The sequence below is a fragment of the Mycolicibacterium vulneris genome, from assembly GCF_002104765.1.
Classification (GTDB): Bacteria; Actinomycetota; Actinomycetes; order Mycobacteriales; family Mycobacteriaceae; genus Mycobacterium; species Mycobacterium vulneris.
On sequence record NZ_NCXM01000006.1, the window covers coordinates 163,157 to 184,255 of the forward strand.

The 21,099-nt window shown below is 65.1% G+C and carries 23 protein-coding genes and 1 pseudogene; 18 read left to right on the forward strand and 6 right to left on the reverse strand.

Going from position 1 to position 21,099, the window contains the following annotated elements:
- Positions 1-82 precede the first annotated feature (82 nt).
- On the forward strand, positions 83-364 hold the full coding sequence (locus B8W69_RS07940; protein ID WP_245843169.1) for a hypothetical protein: 282 nt from the start codon (positions 83-85) through the stop codon (positions 362-364).
- An 11-nt stretch (positions 365-375) separates the two neighbouring features.
- On the forward strand, positions 376-1,116 hold the full coding sequence (locus B8W69_RS07945; RefSeq protein ID WP_085289355.1) for an SDR family NAD(P)-dependent oxidoreductase: 741 nt from the start codon (positions 376-378) through the stop codon (positions 1,114-1,116).
- A gap of 8 nt (positions 1,117-1,124) precedes the next feature.
- On the opposite strand, the gene B8W69_RS07950 is transcribed toward B8W69_RS07945, so the two are convergent.
- Positions 1,125-1,754 (reverse strand): DUF5134 domain-containing protein, encoded by a 630-nt coding sequence (locus B8W69_RS07950; RefSeq protein ID WP_085289295.1) that lies wholly within the window; start codon positions 1,752-1,754, stop codon positions 1,125-1,127.
- A 247-nt stretch (positions 1,755-2,001) separates the two neighbouring features.
- Here B8W69_RS07950 and B8W69_RS07955 point away from each other — a divergent pair, with 247 nt between their 5' ends.
- The 3 genes from B8W69_RS07955 to B8W69_RS07960 all read left to right on the forward strand — a co-directional run bounded on the left by B8W69_RS07955 (position 2,002) and on the right by B8W69_RS07960 (position 4,558).
- Positions 2,002-3,435, forward strand: coding sequence for an FAD-dependent oxidoreductase (locus B8W69_RS07955; RefSeq protein ID WP_085289296.1), 1,434 nt, complete (start codon positions 2,002-2,004; stop codon positions 3,433-3,435).
- A 150-nt stretch (positions 3,436-3,585) separates the two neighbouring features.
- Positions 3,586-3,717, forward strand: coding sequence for a hypothetical protein (locus tag B8W69_RS31785; protein ID WP_281255216.1), 132 nt, complete (start codon positions 3,586-3,588; stop codon positions 3,715-3,717).
- 163 nt (positions 3,718-3,880) lie between these two features.
- Positions 3,881-4,558, forward strand: coding sequence for a Crp/Fnr family transcriptional regulator (locus B8W69_RS07960; RefSeq protein WP_085289297.1), 678 nt, complete (start codon positions 3,881-3,883; stop codon positions 4,556-4,558).
- On the opposite strand, the pseudogene B8W69_RS31965 reads toward B8W69_RS07960, so the two are convergent.
- The 3 genes and pseudogenes from B8W69_RS31965 to B8W69_RS07975 all read right to left on the reverse strand — a co-directional run bounded on the left by B8W69_RS31965 (position 4,555) and on the right by B8W69_RS07975 (position 6,153).
- Positions 4,555-4,777: pseudogene (locus B8W69_RS31965) on the reverse strand (hypothetical protein). The gene B8W69_RS07960 and the pseudogene B8W69_RS31965 overlap by 4 nt on opposite strands.
- Positions 4,778-4,823: 46 nt before the next feature.
- A complete protein-coding gene (locus B8W69_RS07970) occupies positions 4,824-5,720 on the reverse strand; it encodes an alpha/beta fold hydrolase (protein ID WP_165762576.1) in 897 nt (298 codons plus the stop codon).
- 94 nt (positions 5,721-5,814) lie between these two features.
- Positions 5,815-6,153 carry a nitroreductase/quinone reductase family protein gene (locus B8W69_RS07975; protein WP_085289357.1) on the reverse strand — a complete coding sequence of 113 codons (339 nt, stop codon included), beginning with the start codon at positions 6,151-6,153 and terminating at the stop codon, positions 5,815-5,817.
- 102 nt (positions 6,154-6,255) lie between these two features.
- Here B8W69_RS07975 and B8W69_RS07980 point away from each other — a divergent pair, with 102 nt between their 5' ends.
- Both B8W69_RS07980 and B8W69_RS07985 read left to right on the forward strand, forming a co-directional pair.
- A complete protein-coding gene (locus B8W69_RS07980) occupies positions 6,256-6,648 on the forward strand; it encodes an MFS transporter (RefSeq protein WP_281255217.1) in 393 nt (130 codons plus the stop codon).
- Positions 6,645-7,370: an esterase gene (locus B8W69_RS07985; protein WP_085289299.1), complete on the forward strand. Its 726-nt coding sequence runs from the start codon at positions 6,645-6,647 to the stop codon at positions 7,368-7,370. The genes B8W69_RS07980 and B8W69_RS07985 overlap by 4 nt, the downstream gene beginning before the upstream one ends.
- A gap of 50 nt (positions 7,371-7,420) precedes the next feature.
- On the opposite strand, the gene B8W69_RS07990 is transcribed toward B8W69_RS07985, so the two are convergent.
- Positions 7,421-8,170, reverse strand: a complete 750-nt coding sequence (locus tag B8W69_RS07990) for an Rv1363c family protein (protein WP_085289300.1) — start codon at positions 8,168-8,170, stop codon at positions 7,421-7,423.
- Positions 8,161-8,769 (reverse strand): hypothetical protein, encoded by a 609-nt coding sequence (locus B8W69_RS07995; RefSeq protein ID WP_085289301.1) that lies wholly within the window; start codon positions 8,767-8,769, stop codon positions 8,161-8,163. The genes B8W69_RS07990 and B8W69_RS07995 overlap by 10 nt, the downstream gene beginning before the upstream one ends.
- Positions 8,770-9,104: 335 nt before the next feature.
- Here B8W69_RS07995 and B8W69_RS08000 point away from each other — a divergent pair, with 335 nt between their 5' ends.
- The 11 genes from B8W69_RS08000 to B8W69_RS08050 all read left to right on the forward strand — a co-directional run bounded on the left by B8W69_RS08000 (position 9,105) and on the right by B8W69_RS08050 (position 20,924).
- Positions 9,105-9,974 (forward strand): MlaE family ABC transporter permease, encoded by an 870-nt coding sequence (locus tag B8W69_RS08000; protein WP_085289302.1) that lies wholly within the window; start codon positions 9,105-9,107, stop codon positions 9,972-9,974.
- A 1-nt stretch (position 9,975) separates the two neighbouring features.
- On the forward strand, positions 9,976-10,833 hold the full coding sequence (locus tag B8W69_RS08005) for an ABC transporter permease (RefSeq protein ID WP_085289303.1): 858 nt from the start codon (positions 9,976-9,978) through the stop codon (positions 10,831-10,833).
- Positions 10,834-12,393: an MlaD family protein gene (locus B8W69_RS08010; RefSeq protein WP_085289304.1), complete on the forward strand. Its 1,560-nt coding sequence runs from the start codon at positions 10,834-10,836 to the stop codon at positions 12,391-12,393.
- Positions 12,390-13,469 (forward strand): MlaD family protein, encoded by a 1,080-nt coding sequence (locus B8W69_RS08015; RefSeq protein WP_085289305.1) that lies wholly within the window; start codon positions 12,390-12,392, stop codon positions 13,467-13,469. Before B8W69_RS08010 ends, B8W69_RS08015 begins: the two co-directional genes overlap by 4 nt.
- Positions 13,462-14,508, forward strand: coding sequence for an MCE family protein (locus B8W69_RS08020; RefSeq protein ID WP_085289306.1), 1,047 nt, complete (start codon positions 13,462-13,464; stop codon positions 14,506-14,508). Before B8W69_RS08015 ends, B8W69_RS08020 begins: the two co-directional genes overlap by 8 nt.
- Positions 14,505-15,620, forward strand: a complete 1,116-nt coding sequence (locus tag B8W69_RS08025; protein ID WP_085289307.1) for an MCE family protein — start codon at positions 14,505-14,507, stop codon at positions 15,618-15,620. Before B8W69_RS08020 ends, B8W69_RS08025 begins: the two co-directional genes overlap by 4 nt.
- Before the next feature lie 2 nt (positions 15,621-15,622).
- Positions 15,623-16,855 (forward strand): MlaD family protein, encoded by a 1,233-nt coding sequence (locus B8W69_RS08030; RefSeq protein WP_085289308.1) that lies wholly within the window; start codon positions 15,623-15,625, stop codon positions 16,853-16,855.
- The gene (locus B8W69_RS08035) at positions 16,852-18,102 is read left to right on the forward strand and encodes an MlaD family protein (protein WP_085289358.1); all 1,251 of its coding nucleotides are present in this window, start codon (positions 16,852-16,854) and stop codon (positions 18,100-18,102) included. The genes B8W69_RS08030 and B8W69_RS08035 overlap by 4 nt, the downstream gene beginning before the upstream one ends.
- A gap of 36 nt (positions 18,103-18,138) precedes the next feature.
- Positions 18,139-18,735 (forward strand): Rv1363c family protein, encoded by a 597-nt coding sequence (locus B8W69_RS08040; RefSeq protein ID WP_085289309.1) that lies wholly within the window; start codon positions 18,139-18,141, stop codon positions 18,733-18,735.
- Positions 18,736-18,747: 12 nt separating this feature from the next.
- On the forward strand, positions 18,748-19,533 hold the full coding sequence (locus tag B8W69_RS08045) for a mannan-binding family protein (RefSeq protein WP_085289310.1): 786 nt from the start codon (positions 18,748-18,750) through the stop codon (positions 19,531-19,533).
- A gap of 128 nt (positions 19,534-19,661) precedes the next feature.
- Positions 19,662-20,924, forward strand: a complete 1,263-nt coding sequence (locus tag B8W69_RS08050; RefSeq protein WP_085289311.1) for a TetR/AcrR family transcriptional regulator — start codon at positions 19,662-19,664, stop codon at positions 20,922-20,924.
- Positions 20,925-21,099 lie beyond the last annotated feature (175 nt).

Genomic DNA, 21,099 nt, shown 5'->3' on the forward strand with positions numbered 1-21,099 from the left:
GCACGGCCGCCCGCACTTGTTGGCCGAGGTGTAGCCCGCGCGTGACCTTCTCGCGACGGCGGCAAAGGACGCTCGACACGTGATGGTAATCGCGGTCATCGCCGCGCTCGCGGCAGCTGGCTGCATCGGCTACTACTTCGGACGGCGCGCGGCCTCGGCCCCGTCGAGCTGGAAGAGGCGAACGAGCCGGGTCGCACTGAGCGGGCAGGCCATCAACCTGCTCGCGATGATCACCGCGCGCCGGATCCAGCGGCGCTTCCGGGTCGAGCGCATCGTCTCCGACGTGGCCGCCAGATACGGGCTGAGAACAGTTGCGCCCCTCCAATTTCGACGCGGCGGAGTGGCGCGGTTGCGGTCCTATTAAGGTGCATGGGCATGGCTGCACTGCGGGACAAAGTGGCGTTGGTGACCGGAGCGTCGTCGGGCCTGGGCGCCGAAACGGCGAAGTTGTTTTCCCGCGAGGGCGCAACGGTTTTCGGCATCGGTCGTGACGCCAACCGCTTGGCCGACGTTTTCGCCGGCATCGAACACGGCGGGTTCGCGTCGGTGGACATCGGAGGGGTGCACGCCTGCCGGGACGCGGTCGAGCGGTGCGTCCGTGACTTCGGCGGCCTGGACATCCTCGTCAACGTCGCGGGGCGCCACCAGATGCGCCGGACGGAGTCGATGACCGACGACGACTGGGAACAAGACCTTGCGGTCAACCTCAACGGGCCGTTCTACCTGTGCAGGGCGGCGTTGCCTCATCTGCTGGAACGCGGCGGAAACATCGTCAACGTCAGCTCCATCGCCGGAGTCGAGGGGCAGGCGTATTCGGCCGGCTACTGTGCCGCCAAGCACGGCCTGATCGGCCTCACCCGTGCGTTGGCGGTGGAGTACACCGCGGATCGGTTGCGCGTCAACGCGGTCTGCCCCGGCGGCATGCTCACGCCGCAGATCGAACAGTTCAGCGCGCCGGACAATCCCAACTACGACCTGATCATGCGCACGGCATCGCCGCGCGGAATGATGCAACCCCTCGACGTCGCCAGCGTGATCGCCTTCCTCGCCAGCGATGCCGCGGGCGCGATTCACGGCGCCGTCTATCGCGTCGACAACGGTAAAGGCGCGGGATAACCGGCGGGTCACCAGACCAGCGCGTCGAACATTAGCGCGGTGCCCGCGGCGGTGAACGCCTGATAGACCGGTTCCATGCGCGCGAGCCGCGCGGCGGGTGCAACGGTCATGTGGCGTCCGCCGACGAAGCGGTACGACCAATACAGCGCCACTGCGCCAAATCCCGCCACCCCAACCCAGTTCGCCGCAGCGACCCAGCCCAATGTCGTCGCCCCCGAGGGCGTGTGCTGAGCCGGCAACTGCATGCCGGGCATGTCCATCATCGCCGAGTCCGGCCGCGAGTGGACGCGTGAGTGAATGCCCCCGCTCATCACCGCGTACATCCACGCCATCGCCGCCATCATCGCCGCGTAATACCACGTTTTGAGGCGCTGGCGGGACGGCGATGCGGACCGCACGGCCACCAGCGCAAACCAGACCCCCGCCAGTAGAAAGAAGAGCATCGGCCCTATCGCGGGGAGATTCAGGCCAACACGCCACACCATCAAAATCATTGCTACCGACATCACCAGGTGCAGCAGGTGACTGACCCGGCACACCCATCGATCACGTTGTGCGACAGCGAGGTACGCATACATCGTTATGCTGACACCGAAAAGAATGGTGACCGCGCAACGGAACGGTATTTCGCCGAGCATCAAATGCAACCCCGTGCCCTGGCGAATGCCGCCTGCTGTACCGCCGCGCCCATGGCGCTACCGTACCCCTACGGGGTATTTGAGCCAACCATAGTCCGGGAATGTCGACAACGGGCCGGCAATCCAGCCTGTGTACCCGGCGCGGTAACGGTTCGGGCACGTTTCAATCACCCCTCGACACGTCGTGCGGCACCACGCCTGTCGTGGTTGACAATTCGGGGCATGACGCAATCGCGGGAGTCCGACGATGGCGCGTGAATTCTCGCGGCAGACGTTTCTGCGCGGCGCCGTCGGCGCGTTGGCCACCGGAGCCGTCCTCGGCGCACCCCGGGTCGCCGCCGATCCAAGGGCTACCGGTTGGGAGGGTCTGTCCACCGCCCTCGGCGGGAAGGTCCTGCTTCCCGATAGTCCCCAATTCGCCGGGGCCAAGCAGGTTTTCAACACCAACTACAATGGGCTGACACCCGCGGCGGTAGTCACTCCGACATCGGCGGCCGACGTGCAGAAGGCGATGGCCTTCGCCGCCGCGCACAACCTCAAGGTCGCCCCGCGCAGCGGCGGGCACTCCTACATCGGCGCGTCGACCGCCAACGGCGCCATGGTGCTGGACCTGCGCCAGCTGCCCGGCGATGCCAATTACGACGCCGCCACCGGCCAGGTGACGGTGACGCCGGCGACCAGCCTGTACACGATGCACCGGACGCTCGCCGCGGTCGGCCGCGGCGTCCCAACCGGCACCTGCCCGTCGGTCGGCGCCGCGGGACACGCGCTCGGCGGCGGCATGGGAGCCCAATCCCGGCACGCCGGCCTGCTCTGCGATCAGTTGACGTCGGCGTCGGTGGTGCTGCCCAGTGGCCAGGCGGTCACTGCGTCCGCCGCCAGCAACCCGGACCTGTTCTGGGCACTGCGCGGCGGCGGTGGCGGCAACATCGGCGTGACGACCTCGCTGACCTTCGCCACGTTCCCCACCAAGGACGTCGACGTCGTCAACCTCAACTTCCCGCCACAGTCGTTCGCGCAGGTCCTCGTCGGTTGGCAGAACTGGCTTCGCACCGCCGACCGCAACAGCTGGGCGCTGGCGGACGCCACCGTCGACCCGATGGGCGTGCATTGCCGGATCCTGGCGACCTGCCCGGCCGGGTCGGGCAACAGCGCTGCGGCCGCGATCACCCAGGCGGTGGGACTGCAGCCGTCGGGTATCGAGAACCACACCTTTAACTACATGGACCTGGTGAATTATCTGGCCGTCGGCAACCTCAACCCGTCACCGCTCGGTTACGTCGGAGGATCCGACGTCTTCGCCACGGTCAACGCGGGGGTGGCGCAGGGGATCGCCTCGGCGGTCAATGCCTTTCCCCGCGGCGCCGGCCGAATGCTGGCCATCATGCACGCGATGGACGGCGCCCTCGCCACGGTGGCGCCCGGCGCCACCGCGTTTCCATGGCGCCGGCAATCGGCGCTGGTGCAGTGGTACGTGGAGACGGGCGACCCCGCGGCCGCGACCAGCTGGCTCAACACGGCACATCAAGCCGTGCAACAGTATTCGGTCGGCGGCTACGTGAATTACATCGAGGCCAACCAGCCGCCGTCGCGTTACTTCGGTCCGAACCTGTCCCGGCTGAGCGCCGTACGGCAGAAATATGATCCCGGCCGCGTCATGTACTCGGGGCTGAACTACTAGCCGGCAAACGCCCCGCGAACGCGGCTGTCGTGGGCGGCTGACACCCGACGGTTAGCCTGGCTTCGCACTGGGTACTTCCAGTATGTCTATGGCGAGTTAAGGGGTTGGCGAATGGCAATCGAGCACGGTCGTGCACGGTGCCCGCGTTGCATGGCGTGGGCGCAGTACCAGTTTCTTGAGCGCGACGACGACAAGCTCGAGTATCAGGTGCATTGCGATGCGTGCGGGAACCTGTATTCCGAGGTGACCATCGCGTCGTCGGTGACCACCCCGGCCGCCTGAATGGCTCGCCCGGCTCTCGTTCCGCGCTAAGGCGGCGGGCGCGACCTGCTACGTTACGGAACCGCGCCCTGGTGTAAGGTCTGGACCGCGAGCCAAGACGCCCCCACTCTGGAGCAGCGCCTAGTGCGCGCAACGCCGTGCGAACAGCGTTGAAAGGGGCGGCGTGAACGAGGTATTGGCGCGAGCCGGCATCTTCCAGGGGATCGCTCCCGATGCGGTCGACGCGTTGGCTCGACACCTGCAGCACGCATCGTTCCCGCGTAGGCGAACCGTCTTCGTCGAAGGCGAGCCCGGTGACGACCTTTACGTAATCCTGTCGGGCTCGGTGAAGATTCGTCATCAGACGACCGACGGTCGCGAAACCGTCTTCGCGGTGCTGGGCCCCGGGGACGTGTTCGGTGAGCTTGCGCTGTTCGATCCCGGCCCGCGAACCTCGACGGTGATCACCCTGACCGAGGTGGAAGCCGTGCGGATGGACCGGCACGCGTTGCGGACCTGGATCGTCGAACGCCCCGAAATCGCCGAGCAGCTGTTGCGGGTGTTGGCACGCCGACTTCGGCACACCAACAACACGCTGTGCGACCTGATCTTCACCGACGTCCCCGCCCGGGTGGCCAAGCAAATCCTCGATCTGGCAATGCGATTCGGTACCAACAACGGCGGCTCGGTGCTGGTCGAGCACCACCTCACGCAGAAGGAGCTCGCGCAACTCGTGGGGTCGTCGCGTGAAACGGTCAATAAGGCGTTATCGGACTTCACCCAACGCGGATGGATCCGGCAACAGGGCAGGGCCCTCATCATCGACCAACCCGCGAAGTTGGCCCGCCGCGCAAGGGCTTAACGCCCCGCGTGACCCAAGGGAACGGGCGCCGGCATCAACACGATCGTCCACGCGTCCGGGTCGAGAAACGCGATCGCACCGTTGCGGCCCCACCACGGGTTGTCGAGCACGACCTGCTCGGCTGTAGAACTCGACTATTCGCTCCAGCCGCGCCGTGGGGCGGGCCACCCGCACCTGCACGGCGGGCATCGCCGCCGGCCATGAACCGACACTCGGCATCTCAGGCATCTGACCCCTTTTCCGAACGTGTAGCCCAGTTCACGCCCTAGGTGATCGACCAGAACTCCAGCAGGGTCCGCAACGTCGCCACCAGGGGGAGCGGTTGGTCCAGCATCGGATGGTGGCCGGCCAGGGCCAACTCCACGAAGGGGCCACGCAGCTGAAGCAGGGAACGGATGCGTTCGGCCATCTCGGGCGGCACCAATCCGGCTTCGCAGCGCAAATACCCGACGCGGCAACGCATCGCGGCCAGCATGGTCTCTAACGACTCCTCGTCGGGGGGCATCGGATCGAAAACCTCACCGCCGAAGATCGCCGGGTCGAACTTCCAAATCCATCCTTCGTCGGTTCTGCGCACCGACTCGCCCGCGATGTGCTGTCGGACGTAGGGCAGGATCAACTCCTGCGAGGGCACGGCGGTAAAGCGGGCCAGGATCTCATCTTTCGTCCGGTAATGGTTGTGATTGCGCCTACGTAATCGCCCCTCCTCCGGCGCGCGCTCCCACAACGGCGAGTCGATGACCAGCATGCTGTTGATCTGCTGGCTGTAGTGCATCGCCGCCGTGGACACCACCCAGCCGCCCATGCTGTGGCCGATGATCGTCGGCCGCCCGGCGGGCCCGGCGGCTGCTGCGGCCGCCATCACTTCGCTCGCCCAGACTCGCAGGTCGTAACTGCCACGTGCTTCGCTGTCGCCGTGCCCGGACAGATCCGGGGCGATCACCCGATGGGTGCGGGAAAAGAATGGCGCGACGTGATCCCACCACCCTGAATGCGCTCCGCCACCGTGGACGAGCACCACCGGCGGTTGATCAGCATCGCCCCAGACGCGCAGGTGTATGCGGCAACCGTCGACGTCGACGTCACAGTGGTCCGGCTTGTGATCGAGCGCTGTGGTGAACCAGGATGGTGTAACAGGTATCTGGTGCGAGCGGGAAAACAGTTTTCCGACCTCCTGAGGATTCAAACGCTTTGTCTTGACCCAGGTTTGGCTCGCCGTGGCCAATAGCGGTCCGCCTGGGCGGGGAAGGTGGAATTCACGAATTCGTCTCGGCCGGCCGCACTGTGACGGTTACCGCTCCCTTTTCGTCTCGGGTGGCGACGGCGTGTCCGGCGCGCTCGGTTTCGTCAAGCCGCAACGTCAGCGGCCCACCGGCGTCGAGGAAGTTGCGCCACCACGTCTTAGCGTCGGGCATGTTGACGCTGATGACGATGTCGCCGCCGGAACGGCGATAGGCCACCGGAATGCTGTACGTGCGTCCGGAGCGCCGCCCCGTGTAGGTCAGCATCGTGATGTTGCGATTGATCAGCCGGCCGAAGCGGCGCGACTTCGCCAGAGCGGCTATCGGCGCATTGAAAACGGGCGCGGCTCGCATCAGGAGGCGGCCGAGGTTGTTGGGACTCACGTTGAAAGTATCGCAGCAAATTCCGCCGAGTAGTCGACCGTTGGAATTCGACGTGATGTCGCCCCGCCACCCGTGCAGGTAGCATCCGGCGCGGATGCTCCAGCGGCTGCCATAAACGAAGAAGAGGGCCTCGGACCGACGCTGGTACTAGGCCTATTCGCCGGCGTGCTGGCCGATCTGTTCGACCGGCGGCGGTTGCTGTTTGTGCTGCAGTCGTACGCGGTGCTGGTGGCCCTGGCGTTGGCGGTCCTGACCTACCAAGGCCGCATGACCCCGACGTCGCTGCCGATGTTCACCGTGGCCATCGGGTGCGCGTCCGCACTGGCCGGGCCGGCCTGGCAGGCGATCCATCCCGCCCGCCTGCGGCCAAGAGGCCCAGTCAATAGGCTTGTCCACCATCCGCCCATCCGCCGCAGCCGATCTGTGACAATGCACCCTGCGGAACATTCAACGGAGGCGCGGTGAATTTTGACAGCGGGCGGCGTATCGGAGCACGGTGGCTAGCGGGGACGGTGGCGGTCCTCGCGACGGCGGTCGCATTCATCGGCCCTGCGCCGGCCCGCGCTGACGTGCAACTGTGCAATCCGGCGAGTGTCGATGCGAATCAGATGTGCCACTTCGATGCCTCGGGGCCGCTTTCGGACATCAGCATGGTGTTTCCGGCCAACTACCCCGATGAGCAGGCGATGATCGGCTATCTGACCAAGGTCAACGACGATTTCGGCAACGCCCGCGGGCCGCTGAATACGTTGAAATCGCCGACTGCGCTGAAGGTTACCGGCACGCGATACAGCTCCGGTCCCCAAGCGACGGGTACCCAGTCCGTGGTCACCGAGGTCTATCAGAGCCTCGGCGCCGCCCACCCTTTGGTCTGGTACAAGTCCTTCAACTACAACCTGGCCAATCAGCAGCCGATCACCTTCGATTCCTTGTTCCAGCCGGGAACCCAACCGCTGCAGGCCATCTTGCCAATCGTGCAGAAGACCCTGGCCGACCGCTACCGGGCGGCCGTGTCGATACCGCCGGCCACCGGACTCCAGCCGGCGAACTACCAGAGTTTCGCGATCACCAACGAAGCGATCGTGTTCTTCTTCGATCAAAACGCGCTGCAGCCGGCGATGGAGGCCACGCAAGTATCGGTGCCGCGCAGCACGATCGCCTCGATGATCAGTCCCGGCATCGCGTAACCGGCCGTTATAGTGGTACAACTGATCGCTCCGCCTGTGGCGCAACGGCTTTACGGCAGCTCAACCTTGCTGGCCAGCCAGCGGCCATCCACCTTTTCCATCGTCATCTTGACCCGGCTGCGGTCCAGCTGCGGCGCGGGCGCGGCCCCATTGCTCACCGACTGATCGACGAACAGCACGACGTCCACCTTGTCTTCGGTGGCGGACTGGACCGCGGCGTCGATCACACTGCCATGCGCCGCTGCCTTGTTGTCGATGAGCGTCTGACGCAGCTGGGCACTGGATTTGGTGTACATGTCCTTGAATTCACCGGTGGAGCCGTCGAGGACATCGGTGAAATTCTTGTCAATCGCATTGGTGTCCACGCTGGTCAACGTGACGATGTACTTCTTGGCTGCATCGAGCGCCTGGGCGGCGGCAACTTCCTTCTGGTGATGCTGAAACACCAGCCAGCCCTCATACCCCGCACCCGCGAGCATCGCGGCCAATACTCCGACGGCTGCCCGGCGAGCGACGTTGCTGCGGCGTCCCTTTCGGCCATCGGAGTGCACCTCGCCGGTGACGTCCTCGTCTTCGCCGGGCGCTTCGTCGGGCACGGCGGGGTCGGCGCCCTCACTGTCGGGCGTAGCGTCGGCCGGCTTCGTATCTTCCTCGGCCCCATCGGTTTCCGCCGATGTAGGCACTGGTGGGAGCGGCACGTCATCTGCGACCCCCTCCGCGGCGAGGCGGAAGCGATTGACCAACCATGTTCCCGGGTTGCCGACTGTTCGTAGCGATGGTCGAGAGTTCATCAGTTGCATGCGCCGGAATCACGAAGCGCGTTCGCCCAGCCGGTGGCCGAGACGATGTACGCATGGGTGACTCCTGACGGATCCTTTCTCTTGATGCTGTCACTGATTCGCGAGAGCTGAAATGCCAAGTGGGTCATCGACTCACCCCCGTACACCGGCGAATACGGTCCGAAGTTATCGGGCTGATTGGTGATGATCAGCGACTTCACCCGAGGTGCCAGAAAGGCTGTCGACTGGTCGATATTGGCGACCACGGCGTGAGCGTTTCCCTGCACGCCCCCGATCGAGTAGTCGTCGTGCTGGTCACCGAGGTACCGGTTGAAGTCGTTGATCTGGCCCATCAGCGGATCGAATTGCGATTTGAACCATTGGCAGGAGTCCGACATTCCGCCGATCATCTCCGGTGTCACGCGTGCCGTGAATGTGTTGTACGGCCAGATGTCGGAGTTCGGCGACCAATCGCTGGGCGCCGGCGCGAACACCGGCAACGGGGGCGGGGGCTGCCCCGGATCGGCGGCGGCCTGGCCGGCGAGCGCGATGGCGGCCGTGAGTGCCGGTCCGGCGCACGCCAGGCCGCTACCTGCCCGTCGCAACCTCGTCAGATTCATCCGATCTTCCCCAAGAAGTACGATATCCCGCGGCTACCGAATACCGATCCACCCATCTCATTGGCGAAATAGCTATTAACATCTGCGTCTAGTTAGGCGATCTTCTCGCGAAGTCGGCAACGCGTCAAGTGGCCGCTACCAGGTAAACAACGTAATGACCACAAGTCATCACGCATGCGTGCGCCCCTTTGCGGCCACGGGATTGGCCCAGTTTGTCAATCAAGACCTTCCGCAGAAGCTGAGCAGCAGTTAACATAGCCGCCCGTGGGGGCACAACGCACATTCACCGACGCTCATCGGTACCTGTGAGTGATCACCTTGGGGCGCGTCCGGCGATGACCGCCCAGGACGACCGCTCGCCCAACGACGACCGAGCGCCCGACAATGTGGCCACTATCCAAGAGTGGTCCACCGGATACGTCGTGCGGCACCCCCTGGCATCACTCAACACCCTCGGCGAGCAGTACATCCTTGCGATACGCACCGTCGAGTACTGCATGGTCGACTTGTTCACCGGGCGGTTCCAATGGGCGGAGTTCATCCGCCAGGGTGCCTTCATGGCTGCCACGGCGGTGCTGCCGACGGTGTTGGTGGCGCTGCCGATCGGGGTGACGCTTTCCATCCAGTTCGCCTTGCTGGCCAACCAAGTCGGCGCGACATCACTCGCCGGGGCGGCCAGCGGACTCGCGGTCATCCGGCAGGCCGCGTCGTTGGTGGCCGCGGTGCTCATGGCGTCCGCCGTCGGCTCGGCCATCACCGCAGATCTCGGCTCCCGCACCATGCGTGAGGAGACCGACGCCATGGAGGTCATGGGAGTCTCGGTGATTCGCCGCTTGGTGGTGCCCCGCTTCGCCGCGGCCATAATGGTTGGTGTCGCCCTGACCGGAATCACTTGCTTCGTAGGGTTTTTGGCCAGCTACCTCTTCAACGTCTATTTCCAGCGTGGCGCGCCGGGAAGCTTCGTAGCGACGTTTTCGTCGTTCGCCACCACGGAAGACATGGTCGTCGCGCTGCTCAAAGCAGTGATATACGGCGCGATCGTGGCGGTGATCGCCTGCCAGAAGGGGTTATTCACCAAGGGCGGCCCGGCGGGAGTGGCGAACTCGGTGAACGCCGCGGTGGTGGAATCGATCCTGGTACTGATGATCGTGAACGTCGGGATCAGCGAGCTGTACAACGCGCTGTACCCCAGGACGGGGCTGTGACATGACGGCATCGGTCTACGTCCCAACGCTGGCCCGCCCGATCGTCGGTGCCTATCGGGCCGCGACCGCCCCGACCATGCGGTTGGGGCACATGCTGGTGTTCTTCGTGCGGGCCGTGCTCGCCGTCCCCTCCGTGCTGCGCCAATACCGCACGGAATTCCTGCGATTGCTGTCGAACATCGCGTGGGGCAACGGCTCGATCGTCGTCGGCGGCGGCACGGCCGGTGTCGCGGTTGTGCTCGGGTTCACCGCGGGCGCACTGGTCGCCGTGGAGGGTTATAACTTCCTCAATCTCCTCGGCCTGGGTCCGGCCACCGGCATCATCTCCTCGCTGGTCAACACCCGTGAGCTCGCGCCGATCATGGCTTCGCTGGCTTTCGCGATGCAGGCCGGCTGCCGGTTCACGGCGCAGCTGGGTGCCATGCGCATCGCCGAAGAGATCGACGCGCTGGAATCGTTGGCCATCCGCCCCATCCCGTTCCTGGTCACGACGCGGCTCATGGCTTCCGTCATCGCCGTGATCCCGCTCTACATCGCCTGCCTGGCCGTGACCTATCTGACGTGTCAGGTCGTCGCCGAGGTGATCAGCGGGGGATCTGTCGGTCCGTACCTGCACTACTTCACGATGATGCTGAGCGCGAAGGATATCGCCTACTCGGTGGTCAAGTGCGTTGTCTTCGTTTGGCTTTCGTCTACCGTGCAGTGCTACTACGGCTTCTATGCCTCCGGCGGTCCGGAGGGCGTCGGCGTAGCCGCCGGGCATGCCATGCGGGCGAGCATCACCGTGGTGATCATGGTCAACATGTTGCTCACGATGGCGCTGTGGAGCATCGACGCCGGCGCGAGATTCGGTGGCTGAATGCCGAATTCACTGGACTTCGACGGGCGGGGCCCTTCAGACCATCAGCTGCTCGCCACGGGCGTCGCCGTCCTGCTGATAGCGGGACTGGTCACGGGCAGCCTCCTGCTGAAGTCCACCGGCCGGCTCAACGACTACATCCGCGTGGTCGCCGAGCTGACGAACGTGGGTGACGGATTGCCCACCCGCTCCGACGTGAAGTACCACGGGCTGCTCGTCGGTGCCGTCGACAACGTCATCCCTGCGGCCTACGGCAAACCCAACTATGTGCACATCAACCTCAAACCCGAATACGCCAAAGACATTCCGGGTGCGGTGACCGCGCGTGTGGTGCCCAGTAACGTATTCGCGGTCTCGTCGGTGCAACTCGTCGACGGCCGCCCGAGTGCGAGCATCCGCAGCGGGGCACGCATCCCCGAAGACGCGCAGCTTTCGACGGTGATCTTCCAGACCACGATCAGCAAGCTGCGTGACATCCTTGCCGCGACCGGCCGGGGCCGCGAAGACCACAGTGTGGGAATACTGGCCGCCGTCGCGGCCGCCACCAATAACCGGCGCGGCGCGCTGCTCGCGGCCGGTGCGCAGATGACGCGGGTGCTCGATGAGCTCAACGGCATCGTTACCACCAACCCCGGACCGTCCACAGTTTCCGCGTTGCTGGATGCCACCCGGGGCCTGCAGTCCACCGCGCCCGACCTTGTCGACGTCCTGCATGACGCGGTCAAACCGATGCAGACCCTGGCCGAAAAGCGTGAACAGTTCCGGTCGCTGGTTACCGGTTCGCACCACACCTTCGGCGTGAGCCGGCAAGCGTTCGACAACCACACCGATCAGCTGATCGAGATGACGCAGAACCTCACGCCGGTCCTGGGTGTGTTCGCGCTGCACAGCGACAAGTTCGTGCCCATCTTCACCAGATTGAACCGGTTGTCCGACAAGTTCTTCGAAGAGGTGTGGGATCCCGACCTCGACACCGGGAACATGCGGGTCAATCTGGCACTGACCCCGACCTACACCTACACGCGCGCCGACTGCCCGCGTTACGGCCAGCTGCTCGGACCGAGTTGCTATACCGCCCCGACGATCACGGTGCGCCCCGACCTGCCCGAGGTCCTGCTGCCGCAGAACTACCATCCGCCCGCCGATCTGGCGCCGCCACCGGGGACCCAGATCGGGCCCGACAACAACCTCGTCCCCGTCGGGCCGCCGCTGTACAACCCCAACCCGAGCCTGCAGGACCCCAATCCGCCGTTGCCGTGGTGGCCGTGGCCGACCGGCCCGGTTCCCCGAGTCCCGGGAACCGCCGATCCCGACGACGCGCCACCCCCTGCGGGTCCGCCGCCGGCACCAAGCCCGGGACCGCCCGGAGCGGTCGCACCATCGGGCTACGGCGGCAACGTCGGTCCGATTGGCAGCCAACACGAGCGGGATCAGCTGGGTTGGATCACCGGCCAGGGAGGGTCGGCGTCGGTGGCGACGCAGTTGTTACTCGGCCCGGTGGCGCGCGGCACGGCGGTCTCGCTGAAGCCCCAGCAGCAGCCGACGGGTGGGCCGAAATGAAAGTGCGGGGCCCGCTGATCGGCCTGTCGATGTTCATGGCGCTCGCCATCGCCGTGACGTGGATGGTGTACGCCACCCTGCGGCGAGACGTGGCCGGACCAACCACCGGGTACGCGGCGATATTCACCGACGTGTACGGGCTCCGCGTCGGCGATGACGTCCGGATGGCCGGTGTGCGGGTCGGCCGCGTCGAAAACGTAGAACTCACCGGCAAATTGGCGAAGGTCTCGTTCATCGTCGAAAACGAACAGCACCTGTACGGCAATACGGTTGCGTCGGTGACCTACCAGAACATCATCGGGCAGCGGTATCTGGGCTTGTCGCTGGGCGAGATCGGCAACCGGGGGCTGCTCCCAGCCGGGAGCGTGATACCGGTGCAGCAGACCGACCCGTCCTTCGATGTCGACAAGTTGCTCAACGGTTTTGAGCCGCTGTTCACCTTGCTCAACGCCAAGGACGCCGACGACCTGACCAAGGGCGTATTGCAGTCGCTGCAGGGCGATCAGGCGTCCATCCCGCTACTGGTGGAGCAGACCTCGACGATCACCCGAACGTTGTCCGCACGCGATCAGTCCCTGGGCGATCTCATCAGCAGCCTCACGAAGGTCACCGACACCGTCGCCCGCCAAAACGACGACCTTGATCACGCGCTCGACCAAACACGCGATGCGGTTGCTAATTTCGACGACCGGCGTGCATCGTTACAGGACTCGGTGGGATCGATCGCCAAGGTGACCCGTCGTCTCTCGGCGATCGCCGACGACGTGGATCCGTCGTTGAACGACCTCATAACCCGGGAGCCCGGTTTCAGCAAGCACATGATCGGCATCGAACCTCAGCTGGCATTCACCGGAGACAACCTCCCGCTGCTACTCAAGGGATTCGCACGAGCCGTCGGCGAGGGTTCCTACGGCAATGCCTACGCGTGCGACCTGAACGCCGCCGGTTTCTTCCCCGGTCTCAACGACATCACGACCTTCATCGTCAACGCGGCCACCCCGGGCAACGCGTATCCGATCACCACCAAGAACCTGGGGTGGCACACCCCACGATGCAGGAACATGGCCAATGGCTGAATCATTGAAGGCCCGGTGGGCGCGACGCCGTCCGCTGGAGTCCTACAACAGGACCTGGCTCGGCCTGGCGGGACTGGTGTTGGTCGCCGTTCTCGTCGTGGCGGCACTGGGAATCAAATTGCTCGGTGTCGGTTACACCCACTACAATGCCGAATTCTTGCAAGCCGCAACGCTGCGACCCGGAAATCCCATCACCATCGCCGGCATCGAGGTCGGACACGTCACCAGCATGAAGCTCGATGGCGATCACGTCGAAGCCGGTTTGAGCGTGCGTGACAACGTCGCGCTGGGCAAGGACACCCGAGCGGTGATCAAGGTGATGACGATCCTCGGTTCGCGCTATCTCGAGCTGGTGCCTGACGGCCCGGGTTCGCTGCCGGGCAGGACGATCGGCTTGACGCACACGGAGGTGCCGTACGACCTGCAGTCGCTGCTCGAAGACGCCACCACCACCTTCGAGCAGGTCGACTCCGACCAGTTCGCCCAGTCGCTCGGGGTGCTGGGCAAGCAGCTCGGCGGGGTGCCGCCCCTGATTCCGCAGGCGGTCGCGAATCTGCAGACGCTGTCGACGATCACCGCCGACCGCCGAGGCCAGCTCGGCACCTTACTGAAAAGCACTGAGCGGGTGGTTAATACCCTACGGCGCCAGCAGACCAACATCGGCCATGTGATGGATCAGGGGCAGGATCTGCTCGGGCACTTGGTCGCGCGCGAAGCCACCTTCCATACCATGTTCGCGGGGCTGACGGACCTAGTCGACCAGCTCGACAAGATCGTGGTTAAAAACAGGCCGCTGCTCGATGAGTTGTTCGCCAACCTGCACGAGCTGACGAATATGGTCGGCCAGCACGACGACCTGCTGCGCAATCTTTTGCAGGTCGCGCCGGTGGCCCTTCGCGGCCTGACCAACGCGACCGGCTACGGACCCGTCGTCGAGTTCAACCTGCCAAACGGGCTCGCGATCGATTCGTGGATGTGTGCCATCAGCGGTCGCGCCAAGGAATTCAAGATGATCCAGTATTTCAAGGACTGCAAATGATCTCCGGGAGGCGCAAACTCATCGCCGTGGGCGCCGCAGTGGCGGCGCTAACCGCCGTCGCCATCGGGGTGGTCGGCCACTACGTCAAGTCACGCCTGGACACCATGATGGTGACCGCGCAATTCGACAGCGCCGCAGGCCTTTACGAAGGCAACCTCGTTGCGGTCCTCGGCATGCCGGTGGGCAAGGTCAGCAAGGTCACCTCCAAAGGCGGCTACGTCGAGGCCGAGCTGACGGTGGACAAGAAGGTCAAGATCCCGGCGGCCGCCCGCGCGGTCACCATCACCACCTCCATCCTCACCGACCGGCAGGTCGAACTCACCCCGCCTTACCGGGGCGGCCCGGTGCTGAAGAACCACGACACGATCGGACTGACCCGAACCAAGACGCCCGTGGCCTTCGATCGCGTCCTCGACATGCTCGACAAGGTGTCCAAATCGCTCAAGGGCGACGGAAACGGCGGCGGACCCATCGCCGACCTGACCGATTCCGCCGCCGCCATCACCGACGGCAACGGCAAAAAAATCCTGTCTGCCCTCGACGAACTCGCCAACGCGCTGCGGCTCAGCTCCGAGCGCGGCGCGACCACCCGCGAGCAGCTGACGACGATCATCACCGACCTCAGCTCGATAACCGAGGCCACCGCACGCAATGACACCAAGGTGCGCCAATTCGGTTCCACGACAAACCAGCTGAGCCAGATGCTCGCCGACGAAAAATTCGGCACCGGCGCTACCGGGCGCACCATCAACAGAATCCTCGAAGAGGTCACCACGCTGCTCGAGCAGAACCGGGAAAACCTCAAACAGGCAGTGCGCAACGGCGACACCGCCGCCAAGACGATCGTCGAGGATCAGCGGGGGGTTTCCGAAATGCTCGATGTGCTCCCCATAACACTGGAGAACCTGTACAACACGGTCGATCAGAGCAACGGAGCGATACGCGTGCACGGGCTCCTCGATAAGGCTCTGACCGACAGCCAGTCCGCCAAGGAGCTCTGCAATCTGATGCACCTGCGCCAACTCGGCTGCAGCACAGGCACGTTACAAGACTACGGCCCCGATTTCGGCCTGACCTACATCCTCGACGGTCTCTCGGCGATGGGGCAGTAGTAATGAATGCGGCTAAGCACAAAGGGTTGGCGGTGGCGCTCAGCGCGGTCATGGTCTGCTCCGGTTGCGCCACCACCGGGCTGTCCAGCCTGCCGCTGCCGGCGCCAGGCATCGGCAATGGCGGATACCTGCTCAACGCCGTCTTCTCCAACGCGCTGAACCTCCCGGCCCACGCGAAGGTAAAACTCGCCGGCGCCGATGTCGGACAGCTCGAATCGATGGTCGCTCGCAACTACACCGCGGTGACGACGCTGCGAATCATGGACGGTGTCCGCGTCCCGGTCGGTAGCACCGCGGAGCTGCGGTCGGCGACACCGCTGGGCGACGTGTTCGTCGCGATCAAGCCCCCGTCGCCGATGGATCCCAGCGCACCGCTACTGAAGAGCGGCGACACCATCGGCCTGCCGGCCACCCGCGCCGCCGCCACCGTGGAGAGCGTGCTGAGCTCCGCCGCGCTGCTGGTCAACGGTGGCTCGGTCCGAAACTTCACCGATATCGTCAACGGCGCCGGCAAGGCGACCGGCGACCAGGGGCACGCCTTCGGTGATCTGATCAACCGGACCAATCTACTTCTGAGCAAACTCAATTCGCGCTCGGACCAGATTGACGCCGCAGTGACCGAAACGGCCGGCCTGGCCGACCGGCTGGACCAGAAGAACCAGGAAATCTCCGACGTCCTGCAGGCCATCGGGCCGGCAACGAATGTGTTGTCCCGCAATGCCGACGAAATAGCCGACGTGGTCGGCGAACTCGGCGCCACGACGCATCAGCTGTCAAAATTCCCGTCCATCGCCGGCACCGACAAGACCGGCCGCAGCATCATCAAGGATGCCAACACCATCGCCGCCGCGTGGAATGACGTCGTGTTGAGCCCCGATACCAGCCTCGCCGGCCTTAACCGGCTGATTCCGCCGTTCGTCAAAGCCACCCCCAGCGATGCGATCTCGGTGCGCGGCAGCTTCGATCGGTTGGTCATGGGATCGCGGCCGGGTACCGGGGCGGAGACCGGGGGGTTCAAGGGCGATCCGGCGTTCCACGGGCCCATGCGCCGCGACTGGAACTACATGGTGGGCTCGATCAAATACGTGTTGTGGCGCCTCCAGGAACGCGTAGTGGGCCGCGGTCCACAAACACCGATGGGCCAAAGTCCGTGGACGCCGGCCGGTCCGCCGCTTCCGCCCGCGCCCGCGGGGGAAGCGCCAGCGGATCCCATGCACCCGGAGCCGCCGCGATGATCGACAGCATCGGATGGTTCATCGTTGGCGTGGTCAGAGCCGGCCACCGGCGGCGCGCCTGGCTGTCCGGGGCCGCGCTGGTGCTGACCCTGGTGGTCGGCGTGACCTACCTGGCCCTCGGAGCGCTACGGATCAATCCCCTGGAATCGACCTACCGGGTCACCATCCGGCTACCCGAATCCGGTGGGCTGCTGGCCAACCAAGACGTATCGGTCCGCGGGATCCGCGTCGGGCGGATCCAATCGCTGCGGCCCACATCCACCGGCGTCGAGGTCGTCGCCAATATCAACGCCAATGCCAAGATCCCCGCCGCCAGCCCGGTACGAGTGTCTGGCCTATCTCCCGCGGGCGAGCAGTACATCGATTTCGAGCCCGCATCCAACGCCGGCCCATTCCTGTCGAACGGCAGCGTGATCGGCCCACAGCACACCACCACACCCATCCCGCTCTCACAAGTGCTCGCTGACGCCGATGGGCTGCTTGCCCAAACCGACCCGAAGAAGCTCGAAATCGTGAAGAGGGAACTGAGTTTAGGCAAGGAGGGCCCGCAGAAGCTCACCGACATCATCGATGGCTCCACCTTCCTGCTGTCGACCATGGACCCGGTGCTGCCGCAGACGGTGAGCATGCTCAAGACCAGCCGAGTGGTCCTGACCACCCTCGCCGACAAGAATGCCGGGCTCGGTGCGACGTCGCGCAATGTCGGCGACCTCATGACCGGCGTGAACAAAATGGACCGTGGCTACCGAAAATTCGTCGATCAGACCCCGCACGCCCTGTCCAAGGTGGACAACCTGTTCGACGACAACTCCGACACCATGGTCGGGTTGCTGGCCAATCTGGTCACCACCGCACGAATCATCTATCTCCGCGTCCCGGCGTTGAACGCGGTCTTCCCCGATTATCGCGGCTCCACACTCGAGGCCCTGATGACGACCATGCACGAGCACGGGCTGTGGGCAACCGCCGACATCTACCCGCGCTACACGTGCGACTACGGCACCCCGCGGCGGCCGTCGTCATCCGCGGACTACCCCGAACCGTTCCTGTACACCTACTGCCGAGACGACGATCCCCAGGTATTGGTCCGGGGCGCCAAGAATGCGCCCCGACCGGGCGGTGACGACACCGCGGGGCCACCGCCCGGGGCCGACCTCGGCCAAACCGCCGATCCAACCCCGAAGGGGCGCTTCACCATTCCGACGCCGTACGGCGGCCCGGTGCTGCCGATAGAGCCGCCCCACTGAACCCGCCAGCATTCGAGACCGCAAGGAGGCACCATCGTGGCGATCACCGCCGACCAGGATTGCAGCACGAGCGACGACATCGAGAAGCCGCCTCACGATGAGCAGTTGGCCGCCGTTGACACCGGCGAGCACATCGCGAAAGGCGGCACGCGGCCGTGGAAACGCTACGCCCGCAGCGCGCTCGTCTTCGTCGTCTACGCGGGAGCGGTCGGCCTCGCCGGCGGGCTGGGCTGGAAGCTATGGGACGAGCACACGGTGAGCCAGGCCGGGCACGCCGCCCAGCGGACCGCGATCAACTATGCCCAGGTGCTGACGAGCATCGATTCCAGCCAGGTCGACCAGAACTTCTCCGCCGTACTAGACGGAGCCACAGGGGAATTCAAGGACACCTACACCAAGGCCAGTGCCCAGCTTCGGCAGTTGCTCATCGACAATAAGGCCGCGGCGCACGGAACGGTGGTGGACTCTGCGATCCAATCGCAAACCAAAAACAAGGTGGTGGTGTTGTTGATGGTTGACCAGACCGTCAGCAACGCGGCGCGTCCCGACGGCCGGGTCGACCGAAGCCGGATGAAGGTCACGATGGAAAACATCGGTGGCCGCTGGCTGGCCGGCAAAGTCGAATTACCCTAGGACGTTTCGATTATGCGGATGATCCGGCTATCGATCGCTGTGGCAGCGGTGACGACGGCGGTGTTGAGCGCACCGGTGGCATCGGCGTCGGCGCAGTCTTTTTGCGGCGATCTCGGCGGCGATTGGGACGGGCAGTACTGCCACACCTCGGTGCTCTCCGAGCGAAAAGCCGTTCGCGACATCAAGATAGCGCTGCCCAGCGACCTGGTCGAGAGCCCCACCAGCGGGCCGTCCATCCGCGAATACCTGCGCAACCTGATGAACAACTGGCGTACCAAGGGCGCTTCAATGGTCCAGGACAGTTGGGGTGAGGAGAACTATCAGGTGTTCCCCCATGGGCGTGCGCTCAGCGTGGCCTTCCATGAGGACTACCACGCGGACGGTCCGGCCTTCAACAACGCCTATCGCACGTTCACCTTCGATATGGCGGGAGGCAGGCGGTTACAGCTGGCCGACATCACCAAGCCGGGTGTCGATCCGCTGACTGCCATTCCACCGCTGGTCGAGCCGTTCATCCAAAAGGCACTCGACCGCGCGGCGTGGCAGCACAACCCGGGCACGTATCCGTTCACCGTCGATCGCTGGACACCGGACAAGGTTTTCTCGGGGGGCTATAAGGCATGGGTTCTCACGCCCGACGAGCTGATCCTGTACATGCCGGACTACCCGGTCGGCCACGACTCTCCCATCCAGTACGGGCAGTCCGAGCAGTGGTCGATGGACGGAGGCGCCGTCGAGCCGCATATTCCGCTCAGCGCACTCGGCTCGGTGTTGCGTCCGGAATTCGGCGGAGCGTAACGGGGTTAGGTGTCTGATGACCTCGAGTACACGCTGCGCCCCGCCGTGCGTGGCCGGCTCGCCGACTGCACGATTCCGGCCGTCTACCGATCGCCCAAGCAGCCCCCGCTGCGGCTACGGTGATCTGTATGCCGTCGGCTAGCCGCTCGTCCGCAGATCAGGTAAAGCGGCGCCCGAAGGACCGCAAGGTCCAGATCGCCCGCGCCGCCACCGATGCGTTCAGCGAGTTGGGCTATCACGCGGTCAGCATGGAGAACATCGCGGCCCGGGTGGGAATCTCCGCGGCCGCGCTGTACCGCCACTCCCAGGGCAAATACGACCTGTTCCGCGACGTCTTCCTGGCGCTGGGGCAGCAACTGGTCGACGCCACGGCCTTCGCGGACGCTTTGCCCGCCGATGGCGATCCCGAGGAACAACTCAGGGCGCTCACGAATGCGCTGATCGACACGACGATCGTCAACCGCACCGCCGGCGGACTGTATCGGTGGGAGGGCCGCTACCTGCGGGGCGACGATCAGCGGGCTCTGGCCGAACAGATCAAACTGATTAACCGCCGCCTGCAGCGTCCGCTGATGAGGTTGCGGCCGAAATTGACGTCGCGGCAACGCTGGATCTTGTCGGCGGCCACCCTGAGTGTCATCGGCAGCATCACCGACCACCGGTCGCGGCTGGGTAATGCCGAGATCCGCGCGGCGCTGGCCGATATCGCGACCGCGGTGTTGCAAGCCGAGTTGCCGAGCCAGCGCGGTCGTGGATCCGAGCGGCCGCGGTCGTCGACGCTGACCAGCGCCGCCGGAAGTTATGAGCTTCTCTTGCACGAATCGATGCGCCTGTTCAACGAGCGCGGCTATCGCGAAACCGGAATGGAAGACATCGCCGCAGCGGTCGGCATACCGGTCGCCAGCATCTATCAATACTTTCCGGGGAAGGCCGCCATTTTGGCGGTCTACTACCGGCGCGCCGCCGACCAGCTCTCCGGTGACCTGTCCAGCATCCTGGCCACCAACGCCGACCCGGAACAGGCGCTCGCGCAACTCATCGAGGCCTACGTCACCCGGTCATTCGCCAACCCCGAACTGGCCTGCGTGTACTACACCGAGCGTCACAACCTGCCCGACACAGACGCGGTGCTGCTCTACAACATTCAGCGCTCCACCGTCGAATCCTGGGCCAGCCTGGCCGTCGCGGCCAGCCCGGAGCTCACCCTCGGCCGCGCCCGCTACGCCGTGCACGCCGCGTTCGCGCTCGCGGTGGACACCGGCCGCCTGGTCTACCCCAACACCAGTGCGGCCGCGAGCCTCACGGTGCGCCGCCTGATGGAGGTCACGGTGCTGGGACGACCGGCCGCGGCAGCCCGTAATGCCCCCCGGGGCGGCCGGCAGCGGCATTGACAGGGCTTCGGGGGACAAGCCTCGGGCGAAGAATGAATCTCCACTTGCTAGTTGGACATTCGGCTCGCCGGAGCACCCAGGGCGATCGAACGTCCCGTTCCGGCAAGGTATCTCCGTGATCGGCCGCGGTTCCCGAGCACTGCCGATCGGTGTACGGCACTACCGAATCGTGCGA

Excerpts from the sequence above, each read along its gene's own strand:
- B8W69_RS08025 (WP_085289307.1), top strand. The coding sequence starts at position 14,505 with ATGATCTCCGGGAGGCGCAAACTCATCGCCGTGGGCGCCGCAGTGGCG.
- B8W69_RS08020 (WP_085289306.1), top strand. The coding sequence starts at position 13,462 with ATGGCTGAATCATTGAAGGCCCGGTGGGCGCGACGCCGTCCGCTGGAG.
- B8W69_RS07945 (WP_085289355.1), top strand. The coding sequence starts at position 376 with ATGGCTGCACTGCGGGACAAAGTGGCGTTGGTGACCGGAGCGTCGTCG.
- B8W69_RS07950 (WP_085289295.1), bottom strand. The coding sequence starts at position 1,754 with ATGCTCGGCGAAATACCGTTCCGTTGCGCGGTCACCATTCTTTTCGGT.
- B8W69_RS07975 (WP_085289357.1), bottom strand. The coding sequence starts at position 6,153 with ATGCGAGCCGCGCCCGTTTTCAATGCGCCGATAGCCGCTCTGGCGAAG.
- B8W69_RS07995 (WP_085289301.1), bottom strand. The coding sequence starts at position 8,769 with ATGAATCTGACGAGGTTGCGACGGGCAGGTAGCGGCCTGGCGTGCGCC.
- B8W69_RS31785 (WP_281255216.1), top strand. The coding sequence starts at position 3,586 with ATGGCGTGGGCGCAGTACCAGTTTCTTGAGCGCGACGACGACAAGCTC.
- B8W69_RS08000 (WP_085289302.1), top strand. The coding sequence starts at position 9,105 with ATGACCGCCCAGGACGACCGCTCGCCCAACGACGACCGAGCGCCCGAC.
- B8W69_RS08010 (WP_085289304.1), top strand. The coding sequence starts at position 10,834 with ATGCCGAATTCACTGGACTTCGACGGGCGGGGCCCTTCAGACCATCAG.
- B8W69_RS08005 (WP_085289303.1), top strand. The coding sequence starts at position 9,976 with ATGACGGCATCGGTCTACGTCCCAACGCTGGCCCGCCCGATCGTCGGT.
- B8W69_RS07955 (WP_085289296.1), top strand. The coding sequence starts at position 2,002 with ATGGCGCGTGAATTCTCGCGGCAGACGTTTCTGCGCGGCGCCGTCGGC.
- B8W69_RS08015 (WP_085289305.1), top strand. The coding sequence starts at position 12,390 with ATGAAAGTGCGGGGCCCGCTGATCGGCCTGTCGATGTTCATGGCGCTC.
- B8W69_RS08045 (WP_085289310.1), top strand. The coding sequence starts at position 18,748 with ATGCGGATGATCCGGCTATCGATCGCTGTGGCAGCGGTGACGACGGCG.
- B8W69_RS08050 (WP_085289311.1), top strand. The coding sequence starts at position 19,662 with ATGCCGTCGGCTAGCCGCTCGTCCGCAGATCAGGTAAAGCGGCGCCCG.
- B8W69_RS07990 (WP_085289300.1), bottom strand. The coding sequence starts at position 8,170 with ATGCAACTGATGAACTCTCGACCATCGCTACGAACAGTCGGCAACCCG.
- B8W69_RS08035 (WP_085289358.1), top strand. The coding sequence starts at position 16,852 with ATGATCGACAGCATCGGATGGTTCATCGTTGGCGTGGTCAGAGCCGGC.
- B8W69_RS07940 (WP_245843169.1), top strand. The coding sequence starts at position 83 with ATGGTAATCGCGGTCATCGCCGCGCTCGCGGCAGCTGGCTGCATCGGC.
- B8W69_RS08030 (WP_085289308.1), top strand. The coding sequence starts at position 15,623 with ATGAATGCGGCTAAGCACAAAGGGTTGGCGGTGGCGCTCAGCGCGGTC.